The organism is Homoserinibacter gongjuensis (assembly GCF_030161875.1).
Classification (GTDB): Bacteria; Actinomycetota; Actinomycetes; order Actinomycetales; family Microbacteriaceae; genus Homoserinibacter; species Homoserinibacter gongjuensis.
Map to the genome: position 1 here is coordinate 2,838,983 of NZ_BSVA01000001.1, position 26,118 is coordinate 2,865,100.

Annotated in this window: 25 protein-coding genes and 6 pseudogenes; 19 read left to right on the forward strand and 12 right to left on the reverse strand. The window is 69.3% G+C overall.

Annotation, left to right across the window (positions count from 1 at the left end):
* The first annotated feature begins 30 nt into the window (after positions 1-30).
* From QQK29_RS18165 to QQK29_RS15235, 3 genes are read left to right on the forward strand one after another with little or no spacing between them, the layout of a single operon-like run.
* Entirely contained in the window at positions 31-153 is a 123-nt protein-coding gene (locus tag QQK29_RS18165) for an FAD-dependent oxidoreductase (protein WP_348533931.1), read from the forward strand.
* A complete protein-coding gene (locus QQK29_RS15230) occupies positions 153-1,214 on the forward strand; it encodes an FAD-dependent monooxygenase (protein ID WP_348533932.1) in 1,062 nt (353 codons plus the stop codon). Before QQK29_RS18165 ends, QQK29_RS15230 begins: the two co-directional genes overlap by 1 nt.
* Before the next feature lie 4 nt (positions 1,215-1,218).
* Positions 1,219-1,860, forward strand: a complete 642-nt coding sequence (locus tag QQK29_RS15235; RefSeq protein ID WP_284301484.1) for a TetR/AcrR family transcriptional regulator — start codon at positions 1,219-1,221, stop codon at positions 1,858-1,860.
* Between the two features lie 48 nt (positions 1,861-1,908).
* Here QQK29_RS15235 and QQK29_RS15240 read toward each other — a convergent pair whose 3' ends face one another.
* Positions 1,909-2,622 (reverse strand): hypothetical protein, encoded by a 714-nt coding sequence (locus QQK29_RS15240; protein WP_284301486.1) that lies wholly within the window; start codon positions 2,620-2,622, stop codon positions 1,909-1,911.
* Here QQK29_RS15240 and QQK29_RS15245 point away from each other — a divergent pair.
* The 3 genes and pseudogenes from QQK29_RS15245 (at position 2,567) to QQK29_RS15255 (ending at position 4,556) form a co-directional block, all read left to right on the forward strand.
* Complete coding sequence (locus QQK29_RS15245; RefSeq protein ID WP_284301488.1) at positions 2,567-2,905, forward strand: hypothetical protein; 339 nt, start codon at positions 2,567-2,569, stop codon at positions 2,903-2,905. The two genes, QQK29_RS15240 and QQK29_RS15245, sit on opposite strands and share 56 nt — an antisense overlap.
* 29 nt (positions 2,906-2,934) lie before the next feature.
* A pseudogene (locus QQK29_RS18800) lies at positions 2,935-4,198 on the forward strand (D-arabinono-1,4-lactone oxidase).
* A gap of 25 nt (positions 4,199-4,223) precedes the next feature.
* Positions 4,224-4,556 carry a hypothetical protein gene (locus tag QQK29_RS15255; protein WP_284301490.1) on the forward strand — a complete coding sequence of 111 codons (333 nt, stop codon included), beginning with the start codon at positions 4,224-4,226 and terminating at the stop codon, positions 4,554-4,556.
* A gap of 10 nt (positions 4,557-4,566) precedes the next feature.
* Here the strand turns inward: QQK29_RS15255 and nadE are convergent, their stop codons facing one another.
* Positions 4,567-5,391: an NAD(+) synthase gene (nadE, locus tag QQK29_RS15260; protein WP_284301492.1), complete on the reverse strand. Its 825-nt coding sequence runs from the start codon at positions 5,389-5,391 to the stop codon at positions 4,567-4,569.
* Between the two features lie 66 nt (positions 5,392-5,457).
* Positions 5,458-6,900 (reverse strand): argininosuccinate synthase, encoded by a 1,443-nt coding sequence (gene argG / locus QQK29_RS15265; RefSeq protein WP_284301494.1) that lies wholly within the window; start codon positions 6,898-6,900, stop codon positions 5,458-5,460.
* 289 nt (positions 6,901-7,189) lie between these two features.
* Between argG and QQK29_RS15270 the strand changes: the two genes are divergently transcribed.
* The 6 genes and pseudogenes from QQK29_RS15270 (at position 7,190) to QQK29_RS15290 (ending at position 12,648) form a co-directional block, all read left to right on the forward strand.
* A complete protein-coding gene (locus tag QQK29_RS15270) occupies positions 7,190-8,197 on the forward strand; it encodes an ROK family protein (protein ID WP_284301496.1) in 1,008 nt (335 codons plus the stop codon).
* A gap of 4 nt (positions 8,198-8,201) precedes the next feature.
* Positions 8,202-9,296 (forward strand): ABC transporter substrate-binding protein, encoded by a 1,095-nt coding sequence (locus QQK29_RS15275; protein ID WP_284301498.1) that lies wholly within the window; start codon positions 8,202-8,204, stop codon positions 9,294-9,296.
* Positions 9,293-10,128 (forward strand): annotated as a pseudogene (locus QQK29_RS15280) (ATP-binding cassette domain-containing protein). Before QQK29_RS15275 ends, QQK29_RS15280 begins: the two are co-directional and overlap by 4 nt.
* Positions 10,125-11,339 carry a sugar ABC transporter permease gene (locus QQK29_RS15285; protein ID WP_284301500.1) on the forward strand — a complete coding sequence of 405 codons (1,215 nt, stop codon included), beginning with the start codon at positions 10,125-10,127 and terminating at the stop codon, positions 11,337-11,339. The pseudogene QQK29_RS15280 and the gene QQK29_RS15285 overlap by 4 nt, the downstream one beginning before the upstream one ends.
* Before the next feature lie 206 nt (positions 11,340-11,545).
* Positions 11,546-11,911, forward strand: a pseudogene (locus QQK29_RS18180) (alpha-hydroxy-acid oxidizing protein); the annotation flags it as partial.
* Positions 11,794-12,648, forward strand: coding sequence for an alpha-hydroxy-acid oxidizing protein (locus QQK29_RS15290; RefSeq protein WP_348533933.1), 855 nt, complete (start codon positions 11,794-11,796; stop codon positions 12,646-12,648). The pseudogene QQK29_RS18180 and the gene QQK29_RS15290, both read left to right, overlap by 118 nt.
* A gap of 36 nt (positions 12,649-12,684) precedes the next feature.
* On the opposite strand, the pseudogene trpD reads toward QQK29_RS15290, so the two are convergent.
* Positions 12,685-13,736, reverse strand: a pseudogene (gene trpD, locus QQK29_RS15295) (anthranilate phosphoribosyltransferase).
* Here trpD and QQK29_RS15300 point away from each other — a divergent pair.
* From QQK29_RS15300 to QQK29_RS15325, 6 genes are all read left to right on the forward strand, one after another.
* A complete protein-coding gene (locus tag QQK29_RS15300; RefSeq protein ID WP_284302083.1) occupies positions 13,702-13,842 on the forward strand; it encodes a hypothetical protein in 141 nt (46 codons plus the stop codon). The pseudogene trpD and the gene QQK29_RS15300 sit on opposite strands and share 35 nt — an antisense overlap.
* Positions 13,839-14,471: an aa3-type cytochrome oxidase subunit III gene (gene ctaE / locus QQK29_RS15305; RefSeq protein ID WP_284301502.1), complete on the forward strand. Its 633-nt coding sequence runs from the start codon at positions 13,839-13,841 to the stop codon at positions 14,469-14,471. The genes QQK29_RS15300 and ctaE overlap by 4 nt, the downstream gene beginning before the upstream one ends.
* 27 nt (positions 14,472-14,498) lie before the next feature.
* Positions 14,499-15,302 (forward strand): cytochrome bc1 complex diheme cytochrome c subunit, encoded by an 804-nt coding sequence (gene qcrC / locus QQK29_RS15310; protein ID WP_284301504.1) that lies wholly within the window; start codon positions 14,499-14,501, stop codon positions 15,300-15,302.
* A 33-nt stretch (positions 15,303-15,335) separates the two neighbouring features.
* Positions 15,336-16,397 (forward strand): cytochrome bc1 complex Rieske iron-sulfur subunit, encoded by a 1,062-nt coding sequence (gene qcrA / locus QQK29_RS15315; protein WP_284301506.1) that lies wholly within the window; start codon positions 15,336-15,338, stop codon positions 16,395-16,397.
* Between the two features lie 74 nt (positions 16,398-16,471).
* A complete protein-coding gene (gene qcrB, locus QQK29_RS15320) occupies positions 16,472-18,040 on the forward strand; it encodes a cytochrome bc1 complex cytochrome b subunit (protein WP_284301990.1) in 1,569 nt (522 codons plus the stop codon).
* Between the two features lie 107 nt (positions 18,041-18,147).
* Positions 18,148-18,363, forward strand: coding sequence for a hypothetical protein (locus QQK29_RS15325; RefSeq protein WP_284301507.1), 216 nt, complete (start codon positions 18,148-18,150; stop codon positions 18,361-18,363).
* A gap of 66 nt (positions 18,364-18,429) precedes the next feature.
* Here QQK29_RS15325 and QQK29_RS15330 read toward each other — a convergent pair whose 3' ends face one another.
* From QQK29_RS15330 to QQK29_RS15355, 6 genes and pseudogenes are all read right to left on the reverse strand, one after another.
* Positions 18,430-18,852 carry a GNAT family N-acetyltransferase gene (locus QQK29_RS15330; protein WP_284301509.1) on the reverse strand — a complete coding sequence of 141 codons (423 nt, stop codon included), beginning with the start codon at positions 18,850-18,852 and terminating at the stop codon, positions 18,430-18,432.
* Positions 18,852-19,280, reverse strand: coding sequence for a cytochrome c oxidase subunit 4 (locus tag QQK29_RS15335; protein ID WP_284301510.1), 429 nt, complete (start codon positions 19,278-19,280; stop codon positions 18,852-18,854). Before QQK29_RS15335 ends, QQK29_RS15330 begins: the two co-directional genes overlap by 1 nt.
* A gap of 3 nt (positions 19,281-19,283) precedes the next feature.
* Positions 19,284-21,032: an aa3-type cytochrome oxidase subunit I gene (gene ctaD / locus QQK29_RS15340; protein ID WP_284301511.1), complete on the reverse strand. Its 1,749-nt coding sequence runs from the start codon at positions 21,030-21,032 to the stop codon at positions 19,284-19,286.
* Between the two features lie 4 nt (positions 21,033-21,036).
* On the reverse strand, positions 21,037-21,909 hold the full coding sequence (ctaC, locus tag QQK29_RS15345) for an aa3-type cytochrome oxidase subunit II (RefSeq protein WP_284301512.1): 873 nt from the start codon (positions 21,907-21,909) through the stop codon (positions 21,037-21,039).
* Positions 21,910-22,007: 98 nt separating this feature from the next.
* Positions 22,008-22,355 carry a HesB/IscA family protein gene (locus QQK29_RS15350; protein ID WP_284301513.1) on the reverse strand — a complete coding sequence of 116 codons (348 nt, stop codon included), beginning with the start codon at positions 22,353-22,355 and terminating at the stop codon, positions 22,008-22,010.
* A gap of 53 nt (positions 22,356-22,408) precedes the next feature.
* Positions 22,409-23,822 (reverse strand): annotated as a pseudogene (locus QQK29_RS15355) (dipeptidase).
* Positions 23,823-23,861: 39 nt separating this feature from the next.
* Here QQK29_RS15355 and QQK29_RS15360 point away from each other — a divergent pair.
* The gene (locus QQK29_RS15360; RefSeq protein WP_284301514.1) at positions 23,862-24,437 is read left to right on the forward strand and encodes a DUF3043 domain-containing protein; all 576 of its coding nucleotides are present in this window, start codon (positions 23,862-23,864) and stop codon (positions 24,435-24,437) included.
* Between the two features lie 132 nt (positions 24,438-24,569).
* On the opposite strand, the pseudogene QQK29_RS15365 reads toward QQK29_RS15360, so the two are convergent.
* Positions 24,570-25,590 (reverse strand): annotated as a pseudogene (locus QQK29_RS15365) (quinone-dependent dihydroorotate dehydrogenase).
* Between the two features lie 31 nt (positions 25,591-25,621).
* Positions 25,622-26,107 (reverse strand): transcriptional regulator NrdR, encoded by a 486-nt coding sequence (gene nrdR / locus QQK29_RS15370; protein ID WP_284301515.1) that lies wholly within the window; start codon positions 26,105-26,107, stop codon positions 25,622-25,624.
* Positions 26,108-26,118 lie beyond the last annotated feature (11 nt).

Here is a 26,118-nt window from a genome sequence, read left to right on the forward strand (position 1 = left end):
CCGGTCTAATGCGAAATCGGAGGTATCTGCATGAAGGTCCTCATCGTCGGCGCGGGGATCGCCGGGCCCACTGCGGCGTTCTGGCTCGCGAGGTCGGGCCACGAGGTCACCATCGTCGAGCACTCCCCGCGCTGCGCACCGGTGGGTATCTGATCGATTTCTGGGGTGCCGGCTTCGACGTCGCCGAGCGCATGGGCATCGTTCCCGCGTTGCGCGAGCGTGGCTACGTCTTCACCGAGGCGCGGGCGGTCGACCGGAAAGGGCACCGCATCGCCTCCTTCGATCCGAGCACGGTCGTCGAGTCGAACACGCGCTACCTCTCGATCCTGCGCACCGACCTCGCCGAGGTGATCTACGGCGCCCTCGCGGGCGAGGTGGAACTCATCCTGGACGACACCGTGAGTGCGCTCGACGACGACGATCGCCAGGTGCGAGTCACCTTCGAGAAGGGCGACATCCGCGATTTCGACCTCGTGATCGGCGCCGACGGCCTGCACTCGCGGGTGCGCCGGCTGGCTTTCGGCGCAGACGAGCGGTACGAGGACTACCTCGGCATGGTGGTCGCCGCCGTCGAGCTCGACGCCTACCCGATCCGCGACGAGCTGGTCGCGATGCTGCACGCGGACGTCGGGTTCCAAGCGGTGCGGCTGTCGTTCCGCGACGATGCGACGCTGTGCCTGTTCTCGTTGCGCCACGAGGGCGAGGTGCCGACCGAGCGCGCCGATCAGGAGGCCCTGCTGCGGGCACGGCTCGCCGGCGCGGGCTGGGAGGTGCCGCTCATGCTCGAACTGATGGCGGGAGCGAAGAACTTCTACTTCGACTCCGTCAGCCAGATCCGGATGCCCAGCTGGTCGTCGGGTCGCATCGCGCTCGTCGGGGACGCCGGCGCCTGCCCGTCGTTCCTGGCCGGGCAGGGTTCCGCGCTCGCCATGGTGGAGGCGTACACGCTCGCAGCCGAGCTCGCTGCCACGCACGATCACCGCCAGGCTTTCGCCCGCTCCCACGACCGGCTCGCACGGCTGGTCCTGTCCAAGCAGGACGGCGCCCGGGCACTCGGGGTGGCGTTCGCACCCCGGAACCGATTCCAGCTCCTCGTGCGAAACACCACCATGCGGATGCTGGGGTTGCCGAAGGTCGCCGACCTCGCTCTGGGCAGGAGCTTCCACGACCGCGTCGAGCTGCCGCCGTTCCCCGCGCGGAATCCGGCACACTGAGGGCATGGTCCGACCGCGCTTCGCCAAGCTGCCCGTCCACCAGCAGCAGACGATCGTGCAGGCCGCGCTGGACGAGTTCGCGGCGCACGGATTCCGCGACGCCTCGCTCAATCGGATCATCGAGACCGCGGGTATCTCCAAGGGGTCGCTGTACTACTACTTCGACGACAAGTCGGACCTCTTCGCCTATGTCGCGCAGGCTGGCCTGGGCGGGCTCTTCGAGAAGGTCGGACCGTTGCCCCCGCTGGACGCCGGGGACGCCGACACCTTCTGGTCGGTTGTGGAGGACTACTACCTGCGGCTCACACGGGCGCTGCAGGCATCCCCGCAGGTGGCGGCGCTTCTGCGCGGCTGGTCGGCAGCGGCGAAGGACCCCGAGTTCCAGCGGGCGACCGGCGAGCTCGAGGAGGCATCCCTCCCCTGGATCGCGCAGGCGCTCGCGGCCGGCCAGCGCGTCGGCGCGGTGCGCGCCGACCTCCCCGACTCCTTGCTCATCGCCGTGACGCTCGGCATCGGCGAAGCGATGGATGTCTGGCTGCTCGCCCAGGAGCCCCACGACGACGCGCTGCCCGACGTGATCGCCGCGCTCGTCGACATGCTCCGGCGGGCTGTCGGCCCTGGTGCTGCGAGCGGCGCTCCCGGCTAGGATCGAGCTCTCAACTCTCGAGGAAAGACCACCACCCGTGACCGACGTTCATCCTCCCGTTCCTCCCCTCGATCCGCTCGCATCGGGGATGCCCGCGGCACCGGCGGCGCCCGTCCCGCCTATCGCCCCCGCGCCCGCTGCGCCGGGCGCCACCATGGGCCCCGTCCCCGCTCCCCGGCGCGCCGCCGTCCGGTCGGCCTCATCGTCACGGTGTCTCTTCTCAGCCTGCTGCTGGCCACCGCGATCGCCGCCTTCGTCTGGTACTTCCTGCAGCTGCAGGATGCCAACGCCACCATCCGCGAGCAACAGCGCGAGCTCGAGGAGCAGCGCGACCTCATCGACAAGAAGGAGACCTTCGGCGCCGCCATGGAGGGGCTGCTCGACGAGGTCGGCCGGTACGAGGGCGTGCCCCTCGCGAGTCTCATCCCCTGGGATCGCTACGAGCTTCTCGCGTCGCAGTCCTGGGCGCGCCGCTGGGATGCGACGGCGCTCGACGCGAGCATCGCCTCGGTGGAGAAGGAGCGCGAGCAACTTGTCACCCAACGTGAGAGCGCCGAACAGCAGGCCGCGAGCAACGCATCCGGGTCCGTCTACGAGGCCACGCTCGACAGCCTCGGCGCGGGATACGTCACCTGGGTGCTCGAAGACGCCGACACGTTCTGCAACAGCGACGTGCTCGCCTGCGTCGACAGCGAGAACCCTCGTCGTGCACGTCGACGCCGCCGACGACGGCCTCGAGTACACGAACGACTGGCTGCGCACGGGCATCGCCTATCACGAGTTCGCCCACGTGCTGCAGTTCACCAACCCGGAACCCACCGAGGCGGCGCTGGTCTCGTTCGACGGCGACGTCGAGACGATGGCCGACTGCTTCGCTCTCACCTACCTCGACGGCTGGACGCTCCACCACACGATCTGGGTCAGCAGCTACCAGTACTGGGAGGTCGACGTCGGCTACGGCTACACCTGCACCGACGCGCAGCGCCAGGTGGTGCGCGACTGGTACGGACAGCTCGGCGTCCATGCACGCCAGATCAGCGTCTGACCCGCGCGCGCGGGGATAGCATCGAGGCGATGGATCGCGTGCGCAACTGGGCCGGTAACCTCACGTTCGGCACCGACCGGGTGGTCACGCCGCGCACCGTCGACGAGGTGCAGTCTCTCGTGGCGGATGCCGGACCCGGTTCCCTGCGCCCGCTCGGCACGCGGCATTCCTTCTCGCCCGTCGCCGACACCACAGGCGTGCTCCTGGCGTCGGCCGGATTCGCCGACGCCGGCGACATCCGCATCGCCGACGACCGCGCGAGCGTCTCCACCCCGTCCGGCCTCCGCTACGGCGAACTCGCGCGCGCGCTCGAGGCGAGCGATCTCGCGCTCGCGAACCTCGCATCCCTCCCCCACATCTCGGTCGCGGGCGCCGTCGCCACCGGCACGCACGGCTCGGGCGTTCGCAACGGGTCGCTCGCGACCGCGGTGCGCAGCATCGAGTTCGTCGACGGCACGGGCGAGCTCGTCACGCTGCGGCGCGGCGAACCCGACTTCGCGGGGGCCGTGGTCGCGCTCGGGGCGCTCGGCTTCGTGACACGGCTCGAGCTCGACGTCCAGCCGACCTTCGCCGTCGCACAGACCGTCTACCGCGAGCTGCCGCTCGTCGCTGTGCTCGACTCCTTCGACGAGCTCACCTCGCTCGGCTACAGCGTGAGCCTCTTCACCACTTGGAACGATCCCGACACCATCGACCAGCTGTGGCTCAAGCGACGCGTCGACCGCGACGCGGAGGCTCCCGAGCGGGTGCTCGGCGCGCTCCTCCCCCACCGCGATGCATCCGATCGCCGGCGTGGATCCCGTGCACTGCACCGAGCAGCTCGGCGTGCCCGGGCCGTGGCTCGACCGCCTCCCCCACTTCCGCCTCGAGTTCACCCCGTCCAACGGCGACGAGCTCCAGACCGAGTACCTCGTGCCGCGCGCGATGGCCCTCGACGCCCTGCGCGCCGTGCGGTCGCTCGCCTCACGGATCCGCCCACTGCTCCAGGTGACCGAGGTGCGCGAGGTCGCCGCCGACGAGCTGTGGCTCTCGGGCGCCTACGCGAGCGACGTCGTCGCCCTGCATTTCACGTGGCGCCCCGAGGAGCGCGCCGTCGACGCCCTGCTGCCCGAGCTCGAGCACCGCCTGTTGCCCCTCGGTGCTCGCCCGCACTGGGGCAAGCGCTTCGCCGCGGATGCCGCGGCGCTCGAACCGCTCTACCCGCGGTTGGCCGACTTCCGCGCCCTCGCGCGTCGCCACGACCCGCGCGGTGTCTTCGTCAACGACTACCTGCGCGCCAAGCTCGGACTCTGAGCTGAGCTCCGGATACCGTTGAGGCATGCCCCAGCAGGAGATCGTCGACGCCATCCTCGCGAACGCGCGCACCGCCCACGAACGGGGCGACACGCTGCTGCAGCTCACGATCGAGTCGGGGCGTCTGACGGGAGCCCAGTCGTCGTGGGGTTCGTCCGAGAACCTCACGATGAGCGATCCGGAGGTGGGCTGGTTGCTGGGCCACGTCGAGGCGATCGGGTGGCGGCTCGAGCACGCCTCGCACGTGTTCGTCGAGACCGGATCGTCGAGCTCCGCGCGGCTGCTGTCGACGGGCGAGGGCACGGTGACGCGCGGCGAGATCCTCGGGTACTACGTGCTCCGGCGCACCGCCGACTGAGCATCCGTCCTCAGCCGCGCCACCAGGCGTCCTCGGGCCCGACCGGCACGGTGCGCTTGTGCGCCGTCGCCCGGTACCGCGCCTCGAGCGCAGCGGCCGCCGCGTCGTCGATGTCGCGCCCCTCGAGGTAGTCGTCGATCTGCTCGTAGCTGAGCCCGAGTTCCGCCTCGTCTGTCTGACCGGGCTTGCCGTCGAGCAGATCGGCAGTCGGCGGCTTCTCGTAGAGCCGCGCGGGCGCGCCGAGCTGCATGAGCAACGCCCGCCCCTGCCGCTTCGTCAGCCCGTTGAGCGGCAACACGTCGGCACCCCCGTCGCCGTACTTCGTGAAGAACCCCGTGATGGCCTCGGCCGCGTGATCCGTGCCCACCACGAGCGCGCCCCGCTCCCCCGCGATCGCATACTGCGCCACCATCCGGATGCGGGCCTTGACGTTGCCCTTCGTGTAGTCGAGGAGCGGCTGGCCCGCGGCCCGTTCGTACTCGGCGGCGACGCCGTCGACGCCGGCCGCGATGTCGAAATCGATCACGCGGTCGGGCCGGATGAAGTCGAGAGCGAGTTGGGCATCCGCCTCGTCCGCCTGCCGGTGGTACGGCAAGCGCACAGCCGTGAACTCGGCCTCGCCGCCCTCGGTGCGGATCCGCTCGACGGCGAGTTGCGCGAGTCGCCCGGCGAGCGACGAATCCTGCCCACCGGAGATGCCGAGCACGAGGCCGCGCGCACCCGTCGAGCGCAGGTAGTCGACGAGGAAGCCGACACGTCGTGCGATCTCACCGGCGGGGTCGATCTCCGGCTTCGCACCGAGCGTCTCGATGATCTCCCGTTGCAGTTCCCGCATGGCCGCATCCTCTCGTCCGGTGAGGTGCCAGCCTATGCCGCGGATGTTACAGACGGATGGCGTGCCTCAGTCGGTGCCGAGGTCGAACGCGGCACCCTCCGAGGCGACGTCGATCGCCTCGTCGAGTGCCTCGTCGGCCGCGGTGTGCTGCTCGACCGTGCCGAGGATCTGCCCGGCCACGCCCGACTCGAGCCGACCGACGAGCTCGCCCGTCGGTCCGCCGATGAGTCCCTGCGCCGCGTACTGCTCCAGGCGTGAGCGCGAGTCGGCGATGTCGAGATTGCGCATCGTGAGCTGTCCGATGCGATCGTCAGGTCCGAAGGCGGCGTCGCCCACGCGCTCCATCGAGAGCTTCTCGGCGGCGTAGCTGAGGTGCGGGCCTGTGGTGTCGAGGATCGTGTAGTCGTCGCCGCGACGCAGCCGCAGCGTCACCTCGCCCGTGACGGCCGAGCCGACCCAGCGCTGCAGCGATTCGCGCAGCATGAGCGACTGCGGGTCGAGCCAGCGCCCCTCGTACATGAGACGACCGAGTCGGCGACCCTCGGCGTGGTAGTTCGCGACCGTGTCTTCGTTGTGGATCGCGTTGAGCAGCCGCTCGTAGGTGATGTGCAGCAGCGCCATGCCCGGGGCCTCGTAGATGCCGCGCGACTTCGCCTCGATGATGCGGTTCTCGATCTGGTCGGAGGCCCCGAGTCCGTGCCGCCCGCCGATCGCGTTCGCCTCGAGCACGAGGGCCACCGGGTCGGCGAACTCGACGCCGTTGATCGCGACGGGGCGGCCGGCCTCGAAACGCACCGAGACCTCCTCGGTCGCGATCTCGACATCCTCGCGCCACGAGGCGACACCCATGATCGGCTCGACGATGTCGAGCCCCGTGGAGAGATCCTCGAGGTCTTTGGCCTCGTGGGTGGCGCCCCAGATGTTGGCATCGGTCGAGTACGCCTTCTCGGTGGCGTCCCGGTAGGGGAAGCCGTGCGCGACGAGCCACTCGCTCATCTCCGTGCGGCCCCCGAGCTCGCGCACGAAGTCGACGTCGAGCCACGGCTTGTAGATGCGCAGGCGGGGGTTGGCCATGAGCCCGTAGCGGTAGAACCGCTCGATGTCGTTGCCCTTGTAGGTCGAGCCGTCGCCCCAGATCTCGACGCCGTCCTCCTTCATGGCGCGCACGAGCATGGTGCCCGTCACGGCGCGGCCGAGCGGCGTCGTGTTGAAGTAGGTCTTGCCCCCGGAACGGATGTGGAACGCGCCGCACTGCAGGGCGACGAGACCCTCCTCCACGAGAGCGGTCTTGGCATCCACGATGCGCGCGAGCTCCGCGCCGTACTCCATCGCGCGCCCCGGGACCGCGTCGATGTCGGGCTCGTCGTACTGCCCGAGATCGGCCGTGTAGGTGCAGGGCACGGCGCCCTTGTCACGCATCCAGGCGACCGCGCACGAGGTGTCGAGGCCACCCGAGAACGCGATGCCGACGCGTTCGCCGACAGGAAGAGAGCTCAAGACCTTGGTCACCCCTCCAGCCTAGGGCGCGCGCGACACCGCCCGAGACCTCACGCGCAGCCCGCACTGCCGCGTTTGCGGCGCCCCGCCGCTACCATGAACGCATGGCGGACCAACGGCGCACCCCGGGGTCGCAGACGTCTCTGCGCGAGGCGAATCGCGGCCGCATCGTCGACGCCGTCAAGAAGCACGGGGGCTCACGCAGGTCGAGCTCGCGGGCGCGACGGGCCTCTCCCCCGCCACCGTCTCCAACATCGTCAAGGAGCTCTCCGAATCGGGCGTGCTCAGCACCTCGAAATCGATGCGATCCGGCCGCCGCGCCCAATACGTCACGCTCGCGCACGCCTCGGGGCTGGTGTGCGGCATCCACTTCTCCCAACGGCAGCTGCGCGTGGCGCTCGCCGACGCGAGCCTCACCGTGGTCTCCGAGCACGAGATGCCGCTCGCGCGCGATCACCGCTCCGACAACGAGATCCGTCGCGTCGGCATGCTCCTCGCCGACATGCTCGAGACCGTGTCGGCAGATCGCGACGAGTTGCTCGCCGTGGGTGTCGCCATCTCGGCGCCGATGGATGCCGCAAGCGGCATGGTCGCGCGCCCCGGCATCATGCGGGGGTGGGAGGGCATCCCGATCGGGGAGGCCGTCGAGCGCACCTTGCGGGTGCCCGTGGTGGTCGACAACTCCTCGAACCTGTCCGCCCTCGCGGAGCATCGCCTGGGGGCGCTGCGCGGGCAGAGCGACGCCATGTTCATCGAGGTGAGCGACGGGATCGGCGCCGGCCTCATGGTCGGCGGACGCGGGTACCGCGGCGCGAGCGGCAGCGCGGGCGAGTTCGGCCACACCGTGATCGTCGAGAACGGCCCGCTGTGCCGCTGCGGCAACCTCGGATGCCTCGAGGCGATCGCGGGAGGAGACGCCATCGTCGAGGGGCTCAAGACCCGCTATTCGGGGCTCAAGCTCGGCGACGTCATCGTGCGGGCCATGGCCGGCGACGATGTCTGCATCCGCGCCATCGCCGAGGCCGGCGCGCACATCGGCGTCGCCGCGGCCAATGTCGCAAGCATCTTCGACCCGGCGCGCATCGTCGTCGGCGGACACCTGGCGCGCGCCGGCGAGCTGCTGCTGGGGCCGGTGCGGCAGGTGGTCGACCGCTCCCTCGCCTCGCGACTCGCCCCGGCTCCCGAGATCGTCGCCGGCCAGCTCGGCGCGCGCGCCGCTCTCATGGGGGCCCTCAGCCTCGCCACCGATCACAGCAGTGCCTTCCCCGCGGGCGCCACCTCCGTCGACCTCCGCGTGGCTCTCGGGTGAGGCGATGAACCGCGCACCCCGGGCGGTCGCCATCGCGATCGCCGCCGCCTTCACCGCGCTCGCGCTGACCGCGTGCACGAACGGCGTCGGCGGCAGCGAACCGACGGATCCCTCGACGGCGAAGATCGGGCTGCTGCTGCCGGACTCGGTGACCGCCCGCTACGACGCGGCAGACCGGCCGTACTTCGAAGCACGCATCGCGCAGTTGTGCCCCGACTGCGAGGTGCTCTACGGCAACGCGGATGGCGACACCGCGAAGCAGCAGCAGCAGGCGGAGTCGATGCTCACCCAGGGCGTGAGCGTGCTCGTGCTCGACCCCTACGACGGCAAGGCCGCCGCCTCGATCGTCGGTCTCGCGACGGCGCGCGGTGTGCCCGTCATCTCCTACGACCGCCTCATCGACAGCCCCGACCTGGCCTACTACATCTCCTTCGACAACGAGCTCGTGGGACGCCTTCAGGCACAGGCGCTCGTCGATCGGCTGACGCAACTCGGCGTCGACCCGAGTGACGGCGGCATCCTCATGGTCAACGGCGCCCCCACCGACAACAACGCCTCGCAGTTCAAGGCGGGGGCGCACGCCGTGATCGACGCGAGCGGCTACGAGGTGCTCGCCGAGTTCGACACCCCGGGTTGGGATCCCGCCAAGGCGCAGGACTGGGTCGCGGGGCAGATCACCCGGTTCGGCTCGCGGATCGTCGGCGTGTACGCCGCGAACGATCCCACCGCAGGGGGCGCGATCGCCTCGCTCAAGGCCGCGGGCGTCGATCCCCTTCCGCCCGTGACGGGTCAGGATGCGGAACTCGCGGGCCTGCAGCGCATCCTCACCGGCGACCAGTACATGACCGTCTACAAGGCCCTGCGACCGGAGGCCGAACGGGCCGCCGAACTCGCGATCGATCTCGCCAACGGCCGCACCCCGGATGGCGAGGTGCACACCGAGGTCGACGGCACGAGCATCCCCTCGTTCCTGCTCGAACCCGTCGCGGTCACGCGCGACCGGATCGGCGAGGTCGTGATCGCCGACGGGTTCTTCACGCTCGCGCAGCTCTGCACCTCCGACTATGCGACGGCGTGCGCGGAAGCAGGGCTCACATGAGCGTCGAGGCGGTTCCGCCGCTGCCCGCGAACCCCGGCCCTCCCGACCGGCAGCCCGTGTTGTCGATGCACGGCATCTCGAAGAGCTTCGGGAAGGTGCAGGCGCTCACCGACATCCACCTCGACATCCACCCCGGCGAGGTCGTCGCGATCGTGGGCGACAACGGGGCAGGTAAGTCGACGCTCGTGAAGATCCTCGCGGGCGTGCATCCGGCCGACGACGGCGAGATCGAGTTCGACGGCATGCCGGTGTCGATCCCCGACCCCACCGCATCGCGCTCCTCGGGATCGCGACCGTCTTCCAAGACCTTGCGCTGTGCGACAACCTCGATGTGGTCGCCAACCTGTTCCTCGGGCGCGAGCTCTCCGGTGCTGCGCTCGACGAGGAGGAGATGGAGAAGCGGGCGTGGGAGATCCTGCGACAGCTCTCCGCGCGCATCCCCTCGGTGCGGGTGCCGATCGCCGCGCTGTCGGGCGGCCAGCGGCAGACCGTCGCGATCGCGCGCTCGCTCATCGGCAACCCGCGCGTCGTCATCCTCGACGAGCCCACGGCCGCGCTCGGGGTCGCCCAGGTCGCCGAGGTGCTCAACCTCATCGAACGGCTGCGCGAACGCGGGCACGCGGTCGTGCTCATCAGCCACAACATGGCCGACGTGCAGGCGGTCGCCGATCGCATCGTCGTGCTGCGCCTCGGCCGCAACAACGGCGACTTCCTCGCCTCGGATGTCGGCTACGAAGACATCATCGCCGCGATCACGGGCGCCACCGAGCATGCCCGCCCCATGCCGGAGCCCGTCTACCCGGCACCCCGACGGATCGGACCCGCACCATGACCGAGACGACCCGGCCCACGGCCGTGCGGTCGCGCATGCCCGCCGTCGTGGACGAGATACGCATCCGCCTCGCCGGCAATCTCGGCTCGATCCCCGTCGTCGTCGGCCTCGCGATCATCTGGGGAGTCTTCCAGCTGCTCAACCCGAGCTTCCTCTCGGCCGACAACCTCGTGAACCTCACGCTGCAGTGCGCCGCCGGCGGCACGATCGCGATCGGCGTCGTGCTGACACTTCTGCTCGGGCAGATCGATCTCTCGGTCGGCTCGGTGTCGGGACTCGCGGCCGCGATCCTCGGCGTCGGCCTCACCCAGCTCGGGTGGCCGTTACCTGTCGCGATCGGGCTCGCACTGCTCGCGGGCGCCGCGGTCGGCCTGCTCTACGGCGTGCTCTACACCCGATTCGGGGTGCCGAGCTTCATCATCACGCTCGCGGGCCTGCTCGGTGTGCTGGGTCTGCAGCTCAAGGTGCTCGACCCGAACGGGTCGATCAACATCCCCTACGACTCCCCCATCGTGCTGTTCGCACAGAGCTGGTTCCTGCCGCCGTACGTCGCGTACGCGCTCGCGGCGCTCTGGGCGGGCGGGATGTTCACCTCGGCCGTGCTGCGTCAGCGGCGGCGCGAGCGCGCGGGGCTGCCCACCACCTCGCTGGGCTGGCAGGCCGCGAAGGTCGGCGCCCTGCTCGCCCTGTGCGTCGCGGGCGTCGCCTACCTCGCGACCGACCGCGGCGTCGGCGTGATGTTCGTGTTCTTCATCGTGCTCGTGATCATCGTCGACGTCGTGCTCACCCGCACCCGCTGGGGACGCGAGGTGTACGCGGTCGGCGGGTCGGTCGAGGCGGCGCGCCGGGCCGGCATCCGCGTCAACCGCGTCTACATCTCGGTCTTCGTGCTGTGCTCGAGCTTCGCCGTCGTCGGCGGGCTGCTCGCCGCAGGGCGCCTCGCCTCGGTCACCCTGTCATCCGGTGGCGGCGACACCAACCTCAACGCGATCGCCGCTGCCGTCATCGGCGGCACGAGCCTGTTCGGCGGACGCGGCTCGGCGTGGAGCGCACTGCTCGGCATCGCGGTCATCCAGTCGATCTCCAACGGCCTCACGCTGCTGAACCTCGACTCCTCGATCCGCTACATGATCACGGGCGCGGTGCTGCTGCTCGCGGTCATCATCGACTCGCTCGCCCGCAAATCGCGAGCGGCCCACGGACAGGCCTGACCCCACTCGCGACAGGAGACCACCATGACGGACGACGAGGTCCGCTCCCCGCCCCGGGCCGAGCCCGGCAGTCCGAGATCTTCCGTGCCGGGGCGTCCGGCCGCCGCCCCTCGGTGCCCACGAGCTGGGCCTCGCTCGTCGGCGCCGCGGAACGCGCGATGTCGCCGGATGCTTGGGCCTATGTCGCGGGGTCGGCCGGTCGCGAATCGACGGCGGAGGCCAACTACGAGGCCTTCGACGCCTGGCGGCTCATCCCCCGGATGCTGCGCGACGTCTCCGAACGCGATCTCTCGATCGAGCTGTTCGGGCGGCGCCACCCCACGCCGCTGCTCGCGTCGCCCATCGGCGTGCTCGAGCTCGTCGACCCGGACGCCGACCTCGCGATCGCGCGCGCGGCCGGCTCCTCAGCATCACGAGCATCGTGTCGAGCCAGGCCTCGCAGCCGATGGAGCACATCGCCGCGGCGGGCGCCGGCCCCTGGTGGTTCCAGCTCTACTGGTCGAGCGAGGATGCCCTCGTCGAGAGCTTCGTGGCGCGTGCCGAGGCCTCGGGCGCCGAAGCCATCGTCGTGACGCTCGACACCGGCATGCTCGGCTGGCGTCCGCGCGATCTCGATCGCGGGTTCCTGCCGTTCATCCACGGCATGGGTATCGCCCAGTACACGAGCGATCCCGTCTTCCGGCAGCTCGTGCGGCAGCGGATGGCGCGCCCCACCGCGCGCGAGAAGCCGCGCGTGACCCCCGCTGCGATCCGCACGCTGCTCGACATGACGCAGCGCTACCCCGGTCACTTCCGCGCGAATCTGCGCTCCGGGGAACCGCGGGTGGCGGTCGAGACCTTCCTCGAGATCTTCTCCCGCCCGACCCTCACGTGGCGCGACCTCGCCTTCCTCCGGCAGCGCACGCGGCTGCCCGTCCTGCTCAAGGGGGTGCAGCATCCGGACGACGCCCGGCAGGCGCTCGACGCGGGCGTCGACGGCATCATCGTCTCGACCCATGGCGGGCGCCAGGTGGACGGCGCGATCGGTTCGCTCGACGCCCTGCCGGGCGTCGTCGAGGCGGTCGTGGGGCGCGCTCCGGTGATCCTCGACTCGGGGGTGCGGGGAGGCGCGGATGTCGTGCGTGCGCTCGCGCTCGGTGCGACGGCGGTGGGCGTCGGCCGGGCGTGGGTCTACGGACTCGCGATCGCGGGTGAGGACGGCGCACGCCAGGTGCTGCGCGACATCATCGCCGAGACCGACCTCACCCTCGGGCTCGCGGGACACCGCGCGGTCTCCGAGTTGACGCCCGACGACGTCACGCGCCTCTGAGACCGTCGCCCGGGTGCCGGGTGCGGTCGGCTGTCGTCACGCCCGCGTCGCGGCGACCCACTGATCGAGCTTCGCCGTCGCCGCACCGGAGTCGATGACCGAGGCCGCCAGCGCGATCTTCTCGCGGAAGCGCGTACGGATGTCCTCCTGGCCGCGTGTGTGATCGAGCGCGAGATCCCAGGCCACGAGCCCCGCAGCGGCGTTCAGCAGCACGATGTCGCGCACCGGGCCGGTCTCGCCCGCGAGGGTGCGACGGGCGATCTCGGCGTTGTGCTGCGGATCGCCACCGCGCAGCTGCTCGATCGTGGCACGTGGGATGCCGAGGTCGGCCGGGTCGATGTCGTGCTCGTCGACCGCCCCGCGCGAGACCTCCCAGATGTGGCTGTGGCCCGTGGTCGTGAGCTCGTCGAGCCCGTCGTCGCCGCGGAACACGAGCGCGGTCGCCCCGCGCGTCTGGAAGACCCCCACCACGAGCGGCACCTTGTCGAGACTCGCGACACCCACGGCCGAGGCCTCGGGCCGCGCCGGATTGCACAACGGGCCCAGGAAGTTGAAGACCGTGGGCACGCCGAGCTCAGCACGCACCGGGCCCGCGTTCTTGAAACCCGGGTGGAAGTGCGAGGCGAAGATGAACGTCAGCCCGGTCTCCTCGAGCACCGCGGCGACGCGATCCGGCTCGATGAGGATGTCGGCGCCGAGTGCCGCGAGCGTGTCCGAGGATCCGGATGCCGAACTCGCGGCGCGGTTGCCGTGCTTGGCGACCGGCACCCCGGCGGCCGCACACACGATCGACGACATCGACGAGACGTTGACCGTGCCGAAGCGGTCGCCCCCGGTGCCGACGATGTCGAGCGCCATGGGATCGATCGGCAGCGGCCTCGCGGCGGCGAGGATCGCATCCCGGAACCCGACGATCTCGTCGACCGTCTCGCCCTTGGCCCGCAGCGCGACCAGGAATGCGCCGATCTGGGCGGGGGTGGCCTCCCCCGACATCACCTGCGACATGGTCCACTCGGCTTCCGAGATCGACAGATCACCCCCGCGAGGAGTTCGGTGAGCACGGCGGGCCAGGTGAGTTCGGTCGGCATGGCCACGATCGTAGCGACCCGCCGCGGTGCGGCATCCGACCGGGATGCGCGACAGGCCAGGGTGGTGGATTCGCCGTGGGCGATATCGGCCATAATGGACGAGTGACCACTACCTCCGCCATCGCACCGAGCACTCCGGTCATCAACCGGCCCAACACCGTCGCGGTGGGCACGATCGTCTGGCTGGGCAGCGAGGTCATGTTCTTCGCCGGCCTGTTCGCGGTGTACTTCACGCTCCGTGCGACGTCGCAGCCCCTGTGGGAGGAGCAGACGGCGAAGCTCAACGTCGTCTACGCCCTCGTCAACACGCTCATCCTGGTGTCGTCGTCGTTCACCGCCCAGTTCGGCGTGTTCGCGGCAGAGCGCCTGCAGGCGCGCCGCACGGGCGGGCTCTTCGCCCTGACCAAGTGGGGCGTCGTCGAGTGGTTCTTCCTGAGCTACGCCCTCGGCGCGATCTTCGTGGTCGGCCAGATCTTCGAGTACGGGCAGCTGGTCTCCGAGCACATCGGCATGCAGTCCGACTCCTACGGCTCGGTGTTCTACTTCGCGACCGGCTTCCACGGTCTGCACGTGACGGGCGGTCTCATCGCCTTCCTGCTCGTGATCGGTCGCGTCTACGCCGTCAAGACCTTCACTCACAAGGAGGCGACGAGCTCCATCGTCGTGTCCTACTACTGGCACTTCGTCGATGTCGTCTGGATCGGCCTGTTCCTCGTCATCTACGTCCTCAAATAGCCTGCAGAACGGATCCAGTCCACGATCATGGCGACCTTCGCTCACCGTAACCGCCGCTCCGGGCGGCGCTCCCCGCTCACCTCCGCGGCTCTCCTCCTGATCGGTCTGCTCGCGACCGGCGGCGCCTACGCGGCCTTCACGGCCACCTCCAGCGCCGACGCCGCGAGCCAGACCCAGGTCACCAAGCTCACGGAGGAGGGCGAGAAGCTCTTCGCCGCCAACTGCGCGAGCTGCCACGGCCTCCAGGCCGAGGGCACGGAAGACGCACCCACGCTCATCGGAGTGGGAGCGGCCTCCGTCGACTTCCAGGTCGGCACCGGCCGCATGCCGATGGCCGCCTCCGGCCCGCAGGCCGAACAGAAGCCCGTGCAGTTCACCGAGGAGCAGATCGCGGCCCTCGCGACCTGGGTCGCGTCGCTGGGCCCCGGGCCGGCCATCCCCGACGAGCGCTACCTCCAGGGTGACGGCGACCTCGCTGTAGGTGCCGAGCTGTTCCGCATCAACTGCGCGATGTGCCACAACGTCGCGGGCGCGGGCGGTGCCCTCACCCAGGGCAAGTTCGCTCCCGGTGTCGTCGGTGTCAGTGCCAAGCACGTCTACGAGGCCATGATCACCGGCCCGCAGAACATGCCGGTCTTCAACGACGCGAACATCAGCCCCGAAGACAAGTCGGCCATCATCACCTACCTCCAGTACCTCGAGACCAGCACCTCGCCCGGTGGGCTCGAGCTCGGCAGCCTCGGACCGGTGTCCGAGGGTCTGTTCATCTGGATCTTCGCTCTCGGCGGGATCGTCGCGATCACCGTCTGGCTCACCGCGAAGTCGAACTGACGCGTGAGCACGGAAACACAGGAAGGGACACCCATGGCACAGGCCGACGGGGCCGAGACCGGCACCGCAGTCGAGAGGCACGAGCACGCGCCGCGCGCTGCCGGCGTCGCCGTCGTCTCGGATGACCGCGTCCAGAACCCCGGCTTCCCGCCCTACCGGCCGCGCGTCTCCGACATCGACCCGGTCAAGGAGCGGCAGAACGAGCGTCGTGTCTTCTGGCTGTTCCTCGCCTCGATGATCGGAAGCGTGTTCGCCGTCGTCGCGTACATCGTCTTCCCGATCCACGAAGGCGACATGGACTCGGTGCGCCTCAACAACCTGTTCCTGGGGCTCGGCTTCGCGCTCGGCCTGCTGGGCATCGGGTTCGGCGCCGTGCACTGGTCCAAGTCGCTCATGGACGGCCATGACCTCGTCGAGCAGCGCCACGAGACCCGCGGCAAGCCCGAGACGGTGGCTCGCGCATCCGAGATCTTCACGCTCGGCAACAAGGAGTCCGGCTTCACGCGCCGCAAGCTCATCCGCAACGGTCTGCTCGGTGCGCTCGTGCTGGCTCCGCTCTCGGCCATCGTGATCTTCCGCGACTTCGCCCCGGCCGAAGACCCGGTGAAGCTCCTCAAGCACACCCTGTGGGAGAAGGGCACGCGCCTCGCGCGCGACCCCAACGGCATCCCGATCAAGGCGTCGGATGTCACGATCGGCTCGGTCTTCCACGTGATCCCCGAGAACCTCCACGAGTCGGACCACCCGCTCGAGGAGAAGGCCAAGGCCGCGGTGCTGCTCATGCGCCTCGACCCGGCGGACCTGCACGTGTCCGAGGAGCGCAAGGACTGGAACTTCCGCGGCATCGTCGCGTACTCCAAGATCTGCACGCACGTCGGATGCCCCGTGGCCCTGTACGAGCAGCAGACGCACCACCTGCTGTGCCCGTGCCACCAGTCGCAGTTCGACATCACGCGTGAGGCCGAGGTCATCTTCGGACCGGCCAAGCGCCCGCTGCCGCAGCTGCCCATCACCGTCGACGAGGAGGGCTACCTGGTCGCGCAGAGCGACTTCCACGAGCCCGTCGGCCCGAGCTTCTGGGAGCGTTCGCTGTGACCGTCACCGCCACCACGACCGAGACCACCGCGTCCGAGGCGACGGCCGAGACGCAGGTCGAGCCCGGCAAGGGGATGCGCTTCGTCAACTGGGGCGCCAACTACATCGAGGACCGCACGAGCCTCTCGGGCTTCGTCAAGGAGCTGGGCCGCAAGATCTTCCCCGATCACTGGTCGTTCATGCTCGGTGAGGTCGCGCTCTACAGCTTCGTCGTCATCCTGCTGTCGGGCACCTTCCTGACCTTCTTCTTCCAGGCCTCGATGACGCACGTCGTCTACGACGGCTCCTACGCGCCGCTCAAGGGCGTCGGGATGTCGGCCGCCATGGCCTCGACGCTCGACATCAGCTTCGACGTGCGCGGCGGCCTGCTCATGCGCCAGGTGCACCACTGGGCGGCCCTGCTGTTCGTCGCCTCGGTCGGTCTGCACATGCTGCGGGTGTTCTTCACCGGCGCCTTCCGCAAGCCGCGTGAGCTGAACTGGGTCGTCGGCTTCGTGCTCTTCGTCCTCGCGATGGGCGAGGGCTTCACGGGCTACTCGCTCCCCGACGACCTGCTCTCGGGCAACGGCCTGCGGATCATCGACGGCATGGTCAAGGGCATCCCGATCATCGGCACCTGGATCTCGTACCTGCTCTTCGGCGGGGAGTTCCCCGGCGAGGCGATCGTCGGACGCCTGTACACGCTGCACATCCTGTTGCTGCCCGCGCTCGTGGTCGCGGCGATCGGCGTGCACCTGATCCTCATGATCGTCAACAAGCACACCCAGTTCGCGGGCCCGGGTCGCACCCAGGGCAACGTCGTCGGTGTGCCGATCATGCCGGTGTTCGCCGCCAAGGCCGGCGGGTTCTTCTTCATCGTCTTCGGTGTGATCATGCTCGTGGCCTCGCTCGTGACGATCAACCCGATCTGGAACTACGGTCCCTACGACCCCTCCCCGATCTCGGCAGGCACCCAGCCCGACTGGTACATCGGCTTCGCCGACGGCATGCTGCGCCTGATCCCACCGCATCTGGAAACCGAGCTGTGGGGCTTCACGATCACGTGGTACATCCTGATCCCCATCGCGGTGCTCGGGCTGTTCATCGTGCTCGTCGCGATCTACCCCTTCGTCGAGGCGTGGATCACCGGCGACAAGCGCGAGCACCACATCGCCGACCGCCCGCGCAACGCCCCGACCCGCACCGCGATCGGCGCCGCCGGTGTCACGTTCTACGCGGTCATGTGGGCCGCCGCGAGCTCCGACCTCATCGCCACCCACTTCCGGTTGTCGGTCGAGGGGGTCACGCACTTCCTGCAGGCGGCCCTGATCCTCGGCCCGATCATCGCCTACCTCGTCGCCAAGCGCGTCTGCCTCGCCCTTCAGAAGAAGGACCGCGAGATCGCACTGCACGGCTTCGAGTCGGGACGCATCGTGCGACTCCCCGGCGGCGAGTACATCGAGGTGCACGAGCGCCTGTCGGACTACGACCGCTGGCGTCTCGTGAGCTACGAGGACTACGCACCGCTCATGGTCCGGCCGAACGCGAAGGGCCGGATCACCACGGGTACCAAGATCCGCGGCGTGCTCTCACGCTGGTTCTTCGAGGACCGGATCGCGCCCGTCACGCGCTCGGAGATCGAGGCCGCTCACCACGATCACTGATCCCTAGGGAGAAGGGGCGGAGGCTGTGAGCCTCCGCCCCTTCTTCGTCTCCGCCTCGCCCATCCGGGTTTCTCGCCTCGCGGCTCCGGCCGGGCCATACTGGAGGTATGGAACTCTCCCTGATCCTCGGTATCGGAGTCACGGTCGTACTCCTCGGCGGCTGGGTCGTGGTCAGCGTGCTGCTGCACCGACACCAGCGCAGGATGGGTGACGCCGTTCCACTGGCATCCGCGGACCGCGATGCGGTGCTGCGTGCGCAGAGCCTGCACAACCAGGCCACCGCTGCTCAGATGTCTGCGATGGCGAGCGCACAGCGCCAGTAGCCGGTCGCCCCCTGTGTGAGCGCACGCGAGCGAGCGGTTCCGCGCAAGAAGCGCAAGCTCAGAAGCTCAGAAGAAGCGGCGCATGTACTCGGCCGACTCGTGGAACCCGAGACGGTCGTAGAAGCCGCCGGCACGACGACTGGCGACGGTGAGCTGACGCACGCCCCGGCGCTCGCACTCGGCCTCGACAGCCTTCACGAGCTGCGTGCCGTAGTCCTTACCACGCGCATCCTCGGCCACCACGATCTCCTGTAGCTGCGCCGAGAGCCCGTTGGTCGACAGCAGCGGCACGATCGTCGTGAGCGCGTAGCCACGCACTCCCTCGTCGTCCTCGGCGACGTAGAGCAGCACCGTCGGCTGCTCCCCCGCCAAGTACGAGGACATGGTCGCGTCGAACGCGCAACGCTCCGGCGGGAAGGCGTGACCGAGCTGCTGCACGAGCGCGAAGATCGCGTCCTCGTCGCCCGCTCGGGCCTCGCGCACCGTCATCAGCGCGCGAAGTGGCCGCGGTAGAACTCGTAGTTCCAGCCGACGATCGCGATGAGCACGAGCGGCCCGCCGATGAACGAGATCCAGGTGCCCACGGCGAGGCCGAGGAAGACGAGGGCGAGCGCCCCGCCCAGCACGAGCGGCCACCAGCTCCACGGAGCGAAGTGCCCGACCTCGGGGTCGTCGTCGTCGATGTCGGCCGTCAGGATGTCCTGAGGCAGCTCGCCGCCCTGCGCCTTGTGAACGCGTCCGAGGTAGAACCCGACGAAGAAGCCGAGGATCGACGTCAGCGTGAGCGCCACGGTACCGACCCACTCGAGGTGGTTCGGATCCCAGTTCACCGTGTTGCCGACCCAGATGGTGTAGCCGGCCGCCGAGATCAGGAAGAAGACCCCGATCACGTACATGATGATCGCATTGGTGCGCATGGCTTACTTCACCTCTCCATCGGCGACATCGACAACCGGACGGTCGGGCGCATCCTTCGCCGGCCCCACACCCACCTGTACGGTCTCGGGGTGGTGCAGGTCGAATGCGGGCGACTCCGAACGGATGCGCGGGATCGACGTGAAGTTGTGGCGCGGCGGCGGGCACGAGGTGGCCCACTCGAGCGAGCGCGAGTTGCCCCACGGGTCGTCGACCGTGACCTTCGGCGCCTTGCGGGCCGTGATCCAGACGTTGAGGAAGAACGGCACCATCGAGAGCGCGAGGAGGGCGGATCCGACGGTGGAGAGCTGGTTCTCCCACGTGAAGCCCTCACCGGCGAGATAGCTCGCGTAGCGTCGCGGCATGCCCTCGACGCCGAGCCAGTGCTGCACGAGGAACGTCGTGTGGAACCCGATGAACAGCAGCCAGAAGTGGATCTTGCCGAGCCGCTCGTCGAGCATCTTGCCCGTCCACTTGGGCCACCAGAAGTAGAAGCCCGAGAACATCGCGAACACGACGGTTCCGAACACGACGTAGTGGAAGTGCGCCACGACGAAGTAGGTGTCGGAGACGTGGAAGTCCAACGGCGGCGACGCGAGGATGACGCCCGTCAGGCCGCCGAAGGTGAACGTCACAAGGAAGCCGATCGCCCACACCATGGGCGTTTCGAAGGTGACCGAGCCGCGCCACATGGTGCCGATCCAGTTGAAGATCTTCACGCCCGTCGGGATCGCGATGAGCATCGTCATGAGGGCGAACCAGGGCAGCAGCACCGAACCCGTCACGTACATGTGGTGCGCCCACACGGTGACCGACAGGGCCGCGATCGAGATCGTCGCGAAGACGAGCGTCTTGTACCCGAAGATCGGCTTGCGGCTGAAGACCGGGAACACCTCGGAGACGATGCCGAAGAACGGCAGCGCGATGATGTACACCTCGGGGTGGCCGAAGAACCAGAACAGGTGCTGCCACAGGATCGTGCCGCCGTTGGCGGGATCGAGCAGGTGCGCGCCGAAGACGCGATCGGCGCCGAGCGCGAACAGGCCGCCCGCGAGCACCGGGAACGCCATGAGCACGAGCAGCGAGGTGATCAGCACGTTCCAGGTGAAGATCGGCATGCGCCACATCGTCATGCCCGGCGCGCGCATCGTGATGATGGTCGTGATGAAGTTCACGGCACCGAGGATGGTTCCGAAGCCGGAGAGTGCGAGGCCGAAGACCCAGAGGTTACCGCCGAGGCCCGGCGAGAAGGTCGTGCTCGACAGCGGGGCGTAGGCGGTCCACCCGAAGCCGGCGGCGCCCTGCGGCGTGAAGAAGCCGCCGATCGCGATGAACGATCCGAAGCTGAACAGCCAGAAGGCGAACGCGTTCAGCTTGGGGAAGGCGACATCCGGAGCACCGATCTGCAGCGGCATGATCGCGTTCGCGAAACCCGCGAAGAGCGGCGTCGCGAACATGAGCAGCATGATCGTGCCGTGCATCGTGAACAGCTGGTTGTACGCCTCGTTGGAGGGCACGATGTCGACACCCGGCGTGAAGAGCTCCACGCGGATGACGAGAGCCAGCACGCCGCCGATGCAGAAGAAGATGAACGACGTGATGAGGTACAGGTACCCGATCGTCTTGTGGTCGGTCGTGGTGAGCCATTTGACGACGGTGTCACCCTTGCGGGTGGGCTTCGCCGGCGCGACGGTGCGCGTCTGCGTGTGCGCCTGAGTGTCAGGCTGGCCGGGAGCCGGAGCTGTGGTCGTCATCGGATCATTCCTCGTTCGTGCTGCCGGCGCCCGGCAGGTTCTGGTTCACGTTGTAGGTCGCGTCGAGACGGCCCTCATTGCCCGCCGCGCGCAGTTCCTCGATGTGCGCCTCGTACTCGGCCTCCGAGACGACGTGCACCGTGAAGAGCATGTCGGCGTGGTACTCACCGCAGAGCTCGGCGCACTTGCCTCGGAACTCGCCCTCCTTGAGGGGAACGAAGTACATGTAGTTCGATTTCGCGGGGATCATGTCCTTCTTGTAGAGGAAGTCGATGATCCAGAAGGAGTGCGCGACGTCGCGCGATTCGAGAGCGATCTCGACCTTCTTGCCCACGGGCAGGTAGAGCGCGGGCAGCTCGGACTCGTCGAGGTTGCCCTCGCGGTCGGGCTGCGCCTGCACGCCCTTGGTGTAGACGTTCTCGTTGAGGTAGTTGAAGTCCCACGACCAGCGCTTGCCGAAGGCCTCGATACGCACGTCGGGGTCACCCGGGTCCTGCTCGATGGCGGCCTGGTCGCGCGCCGTGAAGGCGAAGAAGCCGAGGATGAGGATGAACGGCACGACCGTGTAGAAGATCTCGATCGGCATGTTGTACCGCATCTGCACCGGCAGCCCCGTCTGGCCCTTGCGGCGGCGGTAGACGATCGCCGCCCAGAGCATGAGCGCCCAGGTGACGACACCCACGCCCAGCAGCACGGTCCACGACGTGACCCACAGCCCGATCACACGATCGGTGTGGTTCGTCGTGCCGACGCCGCCGGGAAGGAAGCCGTTGAGCTGCTCTTGCGTGCAGCCGGCGAGGATGATGGCGACCGCGAGGCCGATCGGGACGACGGCCCAACGGGCCAGTCGTGAACGCTGTGGGCGGTTGTGACGCACCTGGAACCTCTCCGGACGACGACGTGGTGATTCGCGTCCAGTCTATAGCCGAACGAGCCGCCCTCCAGGCGGAGGACGGCTCGTGTTGGCGAAGCTGATCAGTGGAAGCTGTCTCCGCAGGCGCAGCTGCCCTGCGCGTTGGGGTTGTCGATCGTGAAGCCCTGCTTGTAGATCGTGTCTTCGAAGTCGATCGCCGCGCCATCGAGGTACGGCACGCTCATCTTGTCGACCACGACCTCGACGCCGTCGAAATCGCGGGTCGCATCGCCGTCGAGCAGACGCTCGTCGAAGTAGAGCTGGTAGATCAGGCCCGAGCAGCCGCCGGGCTGAACGGCCACGCGCAGTCGCAAGTCGTCGCGGCCCTCCTGTTCCAGGAGCGACCGCACCTTCTGCGCGGCAGTGTCAGAGAGGGAGACCCCGTGGGTCGTCTCGAGCGTGTCGGTCATGCCGCCATCATACGTCGCGCGATTCGACACGCTGAGCCCCGGCGCGTCGTCGGTCAGCGCGCGCCGAGCCGCGCCAGGAGGAGCGCCTCGCCGAGGATCGCCTTCTCGAGGCTCGGCACGTGCAGCGACTCGTTCGGGCTGTGCGCGCGCGAATCCGGGTCTTCGACGCCCGTCACGAGGATCTGTGCGTTCGGGAAGCGCTCGGCGAGCTCCGCGATGAAGGGAATCGATCCCCCGACGCCCATCTCGACGGTCGGGTTGCCGAACGCCTCCTCGAGAACGGCCTTGGCATCCGCGACCGCCCAGCCGCTCGTGTCGACGAGGAAGGGCTGACCGAGGTCGAGGCCGTCCACCTCGAGCTGCGCGCCGAACGGCGCGTGGGCGCGGAGGTGATCCATGATCGCCTCGTAGGCCTCCTCGGCACGCTGCCCCGGCGCGACCCGTGCGCTCACCCGCACCCGAACGCTCGGGATGAGGGTGTTCGAGGCGTCCTTCACGCTGGGCGCGTCGATGCCCGTGAGCGTGATCGAAGGCTGGTTCCAGATGCGCGAGATGATCGCGCCGGTTCCGATGGGCGATGCCTCGGGCAGCAGTCCGGTCTCCGCGCGCAGTTGCGCCTCGTCGTAGGGCGGCGTGTCGGCCTCGCGCGACGTGAGGCCCTCGACGGCGACGGAGCCGTCGGCGTTCCAGAGCGAATCGAGCATGCGGACCGCGGCGAGCATGGCATCCGGCACCGCTCCCCGAACATCCCCGAATGCGAGGCATGCGCGAGGGTTGTGACGCGCAGGTTGAAGGCGACGGCGCCGCGCAACCCGACCGTGATCGCGGGGACCTCGGTCGACCAGTTGCCCGAGTCGGCCACGACGATGACGTCGGCGTCGAAGGTCTCGCGGTAGTGCTCGAGGAAGGTCAGGATCGAGCGCGACCCGAACTCCTCCTCGCCCTCCGCGTAGAGCACGAGACCGATCTCAGGATCGCCGAGTACCTGCTGGTACGCCCGGATGGCCGCAAGGTGGGCGATGATGCCGGCCTTGTCGTCGGCAGCACCGCGACCGTAGAGGCGGTCGCCGCGCAGGGTCGGCTCGAACGGCTTCGAGTCCCAGTGCGCCTCGTCGCCGGGGGCTGCACATCGTGGTGGGCGTAGAGCAGGATGGTGGGCTTGCCGCCTCGCGCGGCGCGCGTCGCCACCACGGCGGGCTGGCCCAGGGCATCCGAGTCCGGATCGGAGACGGGCAACTGCACCACGTCGACCGTCTCGAAGACGCCGAGCTCGCGTGCCAGCTCGGCGACCCGCTCGGCGCTCGCGTGCACGTGCGCGAAGTCGAACCCGTCCCACGAGACCGAGGGGATGCGCACCAACCCCGACAGATCGGCGATCGCCGCGGGAAGGCCCGCCGCCACCGCCTCACGCAGTTCGTCGGCACGGGGAGTGGATGCGGAAACGGTCGACAGGTCGGACTCAGCCATGCGGGTAATCTTAAAGCTCCCGACCAGCGAGGATGCCCCGTGCCGAAGAACACCCCTTCCGACGACGTCGCCCCGGAGACCCCCGAGACGGATGCGGCATCCGTCGGCAAGGGCCGCGCCACCCCGACGCGCAAGGAGCGCGAGGCGGCCCGCAAGCGCCCGCTCGTGCCCGACGACCGCAGGGCAGCCGCGAAGGCATCGAAGGCCGAGCTCGCGGCGCGGCGGGATCGGGCGCGCGTGGGCATGGAGCGAGGCGAGGAGCGCTACCTGCCCGCTCGCGACAAGGGCCCGCAGAAGCGCTTCGTGCGCGACTACGTCGACGCCCGCTGGAGCGTCGGCGAGATCCTGCTGCCGCTCATGGTGCTCGTGATCCTCACCTACTTCATCCCCAACGAGTTCATCGCCATCTATGCGCTGACCGCGGTCTGGGCCGTGATCCTGCTCGTGGTGATCGACTGCCTCATCCTCGGACGCACGCTGCGCAAGAAGCTCGCGGCGAAGTTCGGCGCCGACAAGGTCGAGAAGGTCACGTGGTACGCGGCCATGCGCGCCGTGCAGCTGCGCGCCCTGCGCCTGCCGAAACCGCAGGTCAAGCGCGGCGAGTTCCCTGCCTAGGTGACGCTCGCGGGCGCGGATTCGCGTCCCACGACGCATGCCCCCGCGTGCCGCCTCGCGGCGGCGCGCTCCCGCCCGACCCGATGCCAGCGTCGTGGGACGCGAATCCGCGCCCGCGCGCTGACATGTGCGTTACCGCCGGGTGAGACCTCGGTTGAGGTGGTGGGCCCAGAGGGGCCCTCGTAGAGGAATGCGGTGTAGCCCTGCACGAGGGTGGCGCCGGCCTCGAGGCGTTCGCGCACCTCGGATGCGGTCGTCACGCCGCCGACGGAGATGAGGCACAGCTCTGGGCCGACGGCGGCGCGCAGCAGGCGGAGCATCGCGAGGGAGCGAGCCGCGAGCGGGGCGCCGGAGAGTCCGCCCTCCCCGCGGCCTCCACGACATCCGGTGCGGTCGTGAGTCCCTCACGCGAGAGCGTGGTGTTGGTGGCGACGATCCCGGCGAGCTCGAGACGCTGCACGAGCTCGGCGATCCGCAGCGCTTGGTCGTCGGTGAGATCGGGGGCGATCTTGACGAGCACGGGCACACCGCCGGCCGCATCCCGCACCGCCGTGAGCAGCGGTTCGAGCCGGTCGAGTTCCTGCAGGCCGCGCAGACCGGGCGTGTTCGGTGAGCTCACGTTGACGACGAGGTAGTCGGCGTGCGGGGCGAGCAGCCGGGTGCTCGCCAGATAGTCGTCGATCGCCTCGTCGACCGGCACGACCTTCGTCTTGCCGATGTTGACGCCGATGACCGGACGGATGCGCGCCCGCCGTGCGCGGGCGATGCGCGGCGCGCAGGCCTCGGCGCCCGCGTTGTTGAAGCCCATGCGATTGATGACGGCACGGTCCGGGATCAGCCGGAACAGTCGCGGACGCGGATTGCCCGGCTGCGGAAGCGCCGTGATCGTGCCCACCTCGACGTGCCCGAACCCCAGGGCGCCGAGCCCCGCGATTCCGCGCGCCTCCTTGTCGAAGCCGGCCGCGAGCCCGAACGGCGTCGGGAACTCCCGCCCGAGCGCGTGCACGGCGAGCGAGGGATGCGGGCGCGTGACCGCGCGCGCCAGCTGCCGCACGAGAGGCCAGCCGAGCATCCGGATGACGACGAAGGCGAGGTGATGGGCGGTCTCGGGGTCGAAGCGCGACAGGACGAGCCGGAAGAGGAGACGGTACATGCCGCCCCCAGGCTAGTGGCTGTGCGGGGGCTCAGGACTCCACGGGCGCGGCCGCGTCGCCCGGCTGCGCCGCGTGCTCGACGCGCAGCTGATCGATCGCCGACTCGAAGTCCTCGAGCGAGTCGAAGGCCTGGTAGACGCTCGCGAATCGCAGGTAGGCGACCTCGTCGAGCTCGCGCAGGGGCGGCAGGATCGCGAGGCCGATGTCGTTCGCGTCGATCTGCGCGACACCCGTGGCGCGGATGGTCTCTTCCACACGCTGCGCGAGCAGCGCCAGGTCGGCATCGCTCACGGGCCGACCCTGGCACGCCTTGCGCACGCCCGACACGATCTTCTCGCGGCTGAACGGCTCGACGATCCCCGAACGCTTGATGACGTTGAGGCTCGCGGTCTCCGTCGTCGAGAAGCGTCGGCCGCATTCGGGGCACTGGCGGCGTCGACGAATCGACAGCCCGTCGTCGCTCGTACGCGAATCGATGACGCGGCTGTCGGGGTGACGGCAGAAGGGGCAGAACATCCCCCTCAGGC

Bases quoted from the DNA above. Each gene is read 5' to 3' on its own strand.
- QQK29_RS18165 (WP_348533931.1), top strand. From the start codon at position 31: ATGAAGGTCCTCATCGTCGGCGCGGGGATCGCCGGGCCCACTGCGGCG.
- QQK29_RS15235 (WP_284301484.1), top strand. From the start codon at position 1,219: ATGGTCCGACCGCGCTTCGCCAAGCTGCCCGTCCACCAGCAGCAGACG.
- QQK29_RS15255 (WP_284301490.1), top strand. From the start codon at position 4,224: ATGCCCCAGCAGGAGATCGTCGACGCCATCCTCGCGAACGCGCGCACC.
- nadE (WP_284301492.1), bottom strand. From the start codon at position 5,391: ATGCGGGAACTGCAACGGGAGATCATCGAGACGCTCGGTGCGAAGCCG.
- QQK29_RS15270 (WP_284301496.1), top strand. From the start codon at position 7,190: ATGCGATCCGGCCGCCGCGCCCAATACGTCACGCTCGCGCACGCCTCG.
- QQK29_RS15275 (WP_284301498.1), top strand. From the start codon at position 8,202: ATGAACCGCGCACCCCGGGCGGTCGCCATCGCGATCGCCGCCGCCTTC.
- QQK29_RS15285 (WP_284301500.1), top strand. From the start codon at position 10,125: ATGACCGAGACGACCCGGCCCACGGCCGTGCGGTCGCGCATGCCCGCC.
- qcrC (WP_284301504.1), top strand. From the start codon at position 14,499: ATGGCGACCTTCGCTCACCGTAACCGCCGCTCCGGGCGGCGCTCCCCG.
- qcrA (WP_284301506.1), top strand. From the start codon at position 15,336: ATGGCACAGGCCGACGGGGCCGAGACCGGCACCGCAGTCGAGAGGCAC.
- qcrB (WP_284301990.1), top strand. From the start codon at position 16,472: ATGCGCTTCGTCAACTGGGGCGCCAACTACATCGAGGACCGCACGAGC.
- QQK29_RS15325 (WP_284301507.1), top strand. From the start codon at position 18,148: ATGGAACTCTCCCTGATCCTCGGTATCGGAGTCACGGTCGTACTCCTC.
- QQK29_RS15330 (WP_284301509.1), bottom strand. From the start codon at position 18,852: ATGACGGTGCGCGAGGCCCGAGCGGGCGACGAGGACGCGATCTTCGCG.
- QQK29_RS15335 (WP_284301510.1), bottom strand. From the start codon at position 19,280: ATGCGCACCAATGCGATCATCATGTACGTGATCGGGGTCTTCTTCCTG.
- ctaD (WP_284301511.1), bottom strand. From the start codon at position 21,032: ATGACGACCACAGCTCCGGCTCCCGGCCAGCCTGACACTCAGGCGCAC.
- QQK29_RS15350 (WP_284301513.1), bottom strand. From the start codon at position 22,355: ATGACCGACACGCTCGAGACGACCCACGGGGTCTCCCTCTCTGACACT.
- nrdR (WP_284301515.1), bottom strand. From the start codon at position 26,107: ATGTTCTGCCCCTTCTGCCGTCACCCCGACAGCCGCGTCATCGATTCG.